Below are 5,296 nucleotides of genomic sequence, written 5' to 3' on the forward strand. Positions count from 1 at the left end.
GGATCGGCTCGCGTTTTGTTTGGTCTGCTTCCTTTTTCGCTTTTTGTCTCAGTGCCGCCACCGCCGGCATTTGCGGCCGGAGCACCACGAACATCACGACCAGCACCGTCAGCTTGGCGAGAATCACCAGCGACAGCATGACCATTCCGCCTAGCGGGAACCGGAGGCCGATCGTCACGGCGCCCTGAAGCAGCAGATCACGAGCGATCATACCGAGGCAGCCGACAAGCAATAGCTGCGGCCAGCATTGGACAAGAAACCGCGCCGTTAACGCCAGCGACCGGTATATGTCTTCAATCGTCGTGGTCATCGCGTCGGGGTGACTTTCGCGCTCCGGTCCTGAGACATCGTTTCGGCAGATGGCCACCTTTATTCCTGCAGACCGTTGCGATCAAATTCAAACCACATGGGTTTGGATTTGATCGGCGGTAACGCAAGTTTACCCGATCCGCCTTTCCGGCTTGACCCGGTCTGTGACCCGAAACCTATCCAGGATTCGGAGGTTTCCGGCTTTGGAGAATAGCGGCTAGCCGGTCAGCTTAGTAAAGTCGTGGCGGCGCGCGCGAACATGTGCCAGCAAATTCGCTTCATTGACGACCCCGGATTGAAAGAGAGTCAGCGTGGTCGACGCCAGAATCTGACCGTCTATCGAGGTGCTGTACCATTTAGCGTCGGCGGCTATCTGGTCGACCACCCGCTGGCAGATCGCCCGATCTTCAGGTCTTAGGAACTGGCTTTGCGGTGCTCGTAGCATCTCGACGCCTTTAAAAGGGGAGTTACTGTGTCCACACGACACAATGCGTGGTCCCAGAAAATGGACCGTAAACGCATTCAGACAGAAAATTGCCATTCATTTGAGTGGTGCGCGCGAGGCCTTGGTCACAATGTCGCTAAATGCGAGACAACGCGCTTCGCTCTAGCGGGGACGGCCCAGCGGCTTGGTTGCGGGGGGACTGGCAGCTGGAGGCCGCTGGGCCTGACCAGCGAGCCTTAAGGGTGCTCGCCTGGCTGGCGAATACATGCGCTCAAGCTAATGATATCGAAACATGCGAACGAAGTACGTGGCAATAATTCCGCTGTGTAGAAGCCATAATGTGCCCCGCAATGGGTCAATGCATCTGGCACCGCAATTGCACGGTCAGGTATGGGGAATGGGGTGGAGGCCCGTCGCTCCGCAAACGTGGCGGCGGGTCTTCTACATACCGGTCGCGTCCCAGCCTACCCACTCCCGTCCGTTTCGCTAACTCGCAATAGTTGCAGCATCGGATGGCTGGCGGCGCTTGGGGGCGTGGGGAACGCTTGATGGGCGCGGCCAGGTGGTTTGGAGTCCGCCGCCGTTGAATAGTACCGAACTTGGTAATTCAAATAATTTCGTGATCGCGAAATGTCAGGAGGCGGTCGACGACGCTCAGTCCTTTGCATCGTCACCTTCTTGCACAGAGCCATCGTTTTCATCTGCCGGCCTTTCTAACCCGGCCAGTTGCCGGTCGGCCATTTCTTTAGCGAGGCCCACCAAGGCATCAACCTCTTGCATCTGATCCACGTGACCGCCATTGGCGACGCGTTTCCGGATCCTCTTCAGTTGGTCAGAGGTTCGTCGTAACATTTCGGCGATAGACGGCTTCTCGGCCACGCCTGCACCTCCTGCATCCCAACCCTTGAGACGAGCAAGCGTTCCGGCCCGCAACTTTTTACGGCAAAAGTCGACATTCAATCGACCCGCTTTTAAGCCGGGTCATGAAGTTCCGCGCAGTCCGTTGCGCAAATTCGAGCGGCCCGGCAGCCCCATTGGGGGGTGACCATCAGCAGGCTGCCGGGCCTTGACCACCAGCGAGCTTAAGAGGAGGCGCTGTGCTGGCTGATCAAAAGCTTGCCCTCAAGGCAACGGAAAAGCATCATTCGAACGAACACGGTTCGTCACGACGAGGAGGGAGTCTGATGGCCGATACAGTGACCGACGTCGCAGATCCGCACGCGACATGCCGGCGATGCGATCAATGGCATCTGGCGGAGGGAGTGGGATTCGAACCCACGGTGGGCTTGCACCCACGCCGGTTTTCAAGACCGGTGCCTTAAACCGCTCGGCCATCCCTCCATCGTGATTTTTCAATCACTTGGATGCTCGTCCTAATCTTAACTTGTACCTGTTGGCACTGCTGCGCCACCCTGAGATCGTTCGCGCTTCATTGCTCTAGTGCGCCCAATGAAGTCCTGTCAACCGGCCGTGGCCCGTTCCTGCCGACGGCGAAGCATGGACGCTTGACGGCGGGGCTGAAGCAGGACGAACAGCGCTCTGCTCCGAAGGTCGAAAAGCCGTGGTTTTTCATGGCGATCGCCGGACGGTTTGTGCCACAATCTCGCCCGGTTCCGACCACAATCGGTTAATACGGTGATAAGCAATTCCTGTGCACAAGGGATTGCGAATCAAGGTGGCGCTGGCATTTGTCGAGGGGTTTTTAGCCCTGCCGACGAACAAGTTGCGGTGCCTTTGTTGAGAGGGGACAATCGAAACATGCAGAGCACGGCGCGCCCGCATCTCCGTCGCGCTTCCGCTTTTGCGTTGTTTGCCCTGTCGGCGGCCTTGCTGGCGGCTTGCGCCGCGCCACCACAGCCGAAGGCGATGGTCAACAAGAAGCCTCGCTCCAAGGAATATTTTGCCGAATCCGAATATGGCGTAAAAGCCAGCCCGCGCGTTACCTTCAAGAAGTCCGGCTTGCAGCGTGGCGGCGGGCGCGACCAGTTGGGCAAGCCCTATCAGGTGCGCGGCAAGTGGTATTATCCGAAGGAAGACAAGCGCTACGCTAAGGTGGGCCTCGCCTCCTGGTATGGCGACGCCTTCCACGGCCGGCTGACCGCCAACGGCGAAGTCTATGACATGACGCATCTGACCGGCGCGCATCCGACCATGCCGCTGCCGAGCTATGCGCGGGTCACCAATATGAAGACCGGCAGTTCGGTCATCGTGCGCGTCAACGACCGCGGACCTTATCATGACGGGCGCATCATCGATGTGTCGAAACGTGCCGCCGAAATGCTCGACTATGCAAACATCGGCACGGCAAAGGTGAAGGTCGAATATGTCGGCCGTGCGCCGCTTGACGGCAGTGACGATCAGTATCTGATGGCCTCCTACCATCCCGGCAACAGGGCGCCGGATTCGTCGGACGGCTTGCCCACCGGTGTCATGATCGCCATGAATGGACCATCGCCGAGCACCGCATTGGGCGCTGCCGCCGCTCCATTTCCCGGCCAGTTGACGGAGTCCGCATCGACACAGCCTGTCATGTCGGCGCAGACGCCGGCCGCTGGTAATGTGGCGCTGCCCGATTTCGGGCCGATCGTGCCGGAGCGTCCGGAAATCAATCTGCCGGCGCAATCGCCGTTCACCGTGGCGTCGCTGTCTTATGCAGACGAACGCGTGCAGCGTGCCACCAATGTCTTTGCCGCGCTGGATGGCGCCGGCATGTCGCCCGCCGAAATCCTTCAATCGTGGAAGCGGCAAGCGCCTTCGACCGGTTCCCCCACGGACTATATCGCGGCGGGTTCGTTTGAGGAGGCTGCCGAGGCGCAGCGTGTGGCAACCCAGCTTTCCGGCTTCGGCAAGGCCGAAATCCAGCGCTCTGAATTCGAAGGCAAGGACTGGTATTCGGTCAATCTCTATCCGGACGGCCATGGCAGCCTGGACGAGATGCTGCAGGCGGCATGGTCACATGGCGCACCGGACGCGCTTGTGGTTCGGAACTGACCGGCAAAACCTGAAGTTTTGCCCAGTTGCGCGTGGCGCGGTTGATCCGCCGGGACAAAGCCTGATAGCTTGTAGAGCTTGCCCAATGCCGGCTGACAGGTCGAACCTCTCATGAAATTTCGCTTCGCCGCGCCTGTCGCCGGGCTCCTGGGTTTTGGCCTGCTGCTGCTTTCGCTGGCCCCAGCCGCGGCGCAGCTTTTCGAGACCAAGGCCGCACAGGCCTTCATGATTGATGCCGAAACCGGAACGGTGCTGTTCTCCAAGGACGCCGACAAGCCGATGCCGCCGGCGTCACTGGGCAAGCTGATGACGATGGAGGTGGTTTTCAACGCCATCAAGTCGGGGCGCGTGACGCTCGACGACACATTCGTGGTGAGTGAGAACGCATGGCGCACGGGCGGCGCGCCATCCGGAACGTCGACGATGTTTGCCAAGCTCAAATCGACGATCCGGCTTGAAGACCTGATCCAGGGCGTGACGGTGCAGGCAGCCAATGACGGCTGCATCATCATCGCCGAAGGCTTCGCCGGATCCGAGGCGAATTTCGCGACTGAGATGACCGACCGCGCAAGGCAGATTGGCCTCGCGAAATCGACATTCGTCAATTCCACCGGTCTGCCGGCCGAAGGCCAGCAAACGACGGTTCGGGAGCTTGCGCTTCTGGCCCTGCATATCTGGCGCGAGTACCCGGATCTCTATCGCTACTACGGTCAGAAGGATTTCACCTGGAACAAGATCACCCAGAGGAACCGCAATCCGCTGCTGGCTATGGACATCGGCGCGGACGGCCTGGCGGTCGGCATGAGCGAGGCGTCCGGCTTCGGCATCGTTGGCTCGGTCAGCCACAATGGCGCACGCATCATCGCGGCGATGAGCGGACTGAAAAGCGACCGCGAGCGCGCCGAGGAGGCGCGAAAGCTGCTCGACTGGGGCGTTCGCGCCTTCCAGAAGACGGAGATTTTCGGCAAGGACGAAGTGGTCGGCGAAGCCCAGGTTTTCGGCGGTGCGAAATCCGGCGTGGCGCTGAAGGCAAAGGGGCCGGTGGATATCTTCCTGCCCGTCGCCAACCGCGACAAACTAACCGCCAAGATCGTTTATGACGGACCGGTTGCAGCGCCCGTGGAGGAGGGGCAGCCGGTGGGTGCACTGCAGGTCTGGATCGGTGATACGCTGAGCCAGGAGACGCCTCTTTTCGCGGCCGAGTCAGTTGGCGTGGGCTCGCTGCCGCGACGCGCGCTCGATGCCGTCAAGGAACTGGCCGTCGGCTGGCTGCGTTAGCACCGTTGCGGTGGACCTTTTTTCTGACCGGGACTATTACGGTTCCCGCAGTGTGGAAGAAGGCTTTTTGATTGGTGCACGGATTTTTCATCACCTTCGAAGGCGGAGAAGGGGCAGGCAAGTCGACGCAAATCGAGCGGCTGGCTAGCAAGATGCGCGCCAAGAAATACGATGTCCTTGTCACGCGTGAGCCGGGCGGCTCGCCGGGCGCAGAGGCGGTCAGGCATGTCCTGCTTTCCGGCGCTGCCGAGCCATTCGGCCCCAGGATGGAAG

General features: G+C 60.2%; 5 protein-coding genes, 1 tRNA gene and 1 pseudogene. 3 read left to right on the forward strand and 4 right to left on the reverse strand.

Features of this window, described 5'->3' with window-relative positions; genetic code table 11:
* From E5W87_RS32115 to E5W87_RS32130, 4 genes and pseudogenes are all read right to left on the reverse strand, one after another.
* Positions 1 to 310: pseudogene (locus E5W87_RS32115) on the reverse strand (hypothetical protein); the annotation flags it as partial.
* Between the two features lie 216 nt (positions 311 to 526).
* Positions 527 to 754: a hypothetical protein gene (locus E5W87_RS32120; RefSeq protein WP_292406988.1), complete on the reverse strand. Its 228-nt coding sequence runs from the start codon at positions 752 to 754 to the stop codon at positions 527 to 529.
* A 654-nt stretch (positions 755 to 1,408) separates the two neighbouring features.
* Positions 1,409 to 1,633, reverse strand: a complete 225-nt coding sequence (locus tag E5W87_RS32125) for a hypothetical protein (protein WP_292406993.1) — start codon at positions 1,631 to 1,633, stop codon at positions 1,409 to 1,411.
* Positions 1,634 to 2,005: 372 nt separating this feature from the next.
* A tRNA-Ser gene (locus E5W87_RS32130) sits at positions 2,006 to 2,095 on the reverse strand.
* Positions 2,096 to 2,512: 417 nt separating this feature from the next.
* On the opposite strand from E5W87_RS32130, the gene E5W87_RS32135 reads away from it, so the two are divergent.
* From E5W87_RS32135 to E5W87_RS32145, 3 genes are all read left to right on the forward strand, one after another.
* The gene (locus E5W87_RS32135; RefSeq protein ID WP_292406996.1) at positions 2,513 to 3,745 is read left to right on the forward strand and encodes a septal ring lytic transglycosylase RlpA family protein; all 1,233 of its coding nucleotides are present in this window, start codon (positions 2,513 to 2,515) and stop codon (positions 3,743 to 3,745) included.
* 111 nt (positions 3,746 to 3,856) lie between these two features.
* A complete protein-coding gene (locus tag E5W87_RS32140; RefSeq protein WP_292406999.1) occupies positions 3,857 to 5,023 on the forward strand; it encodes a D-alanyl-D-alanine carboxypeptidase family protein in 1,167 nt (388 codons plus the stop codon).
* Between the two features lie 71 nt (positions 5,024 to 5,094).
* Positions 5,095 to 5,296, forward strand: a 202-nt coding sequence (locus tag E5W87_RS32145; protein WP_292407003.1) for a dTMP kinase, incomplete at its 3' end; no start/stop codon positions are given.

It is taken from the genome of Mesorhizobium sp. (assembly GCF_004962925.1).
In the GTDB taxonomy this organism is placed as follows: domain Bacteria; phylum Pseudomonadota; class Alphaproteobacteria; order Rhizobiales; family Rhizobiaceae; genus Mesorhizobium.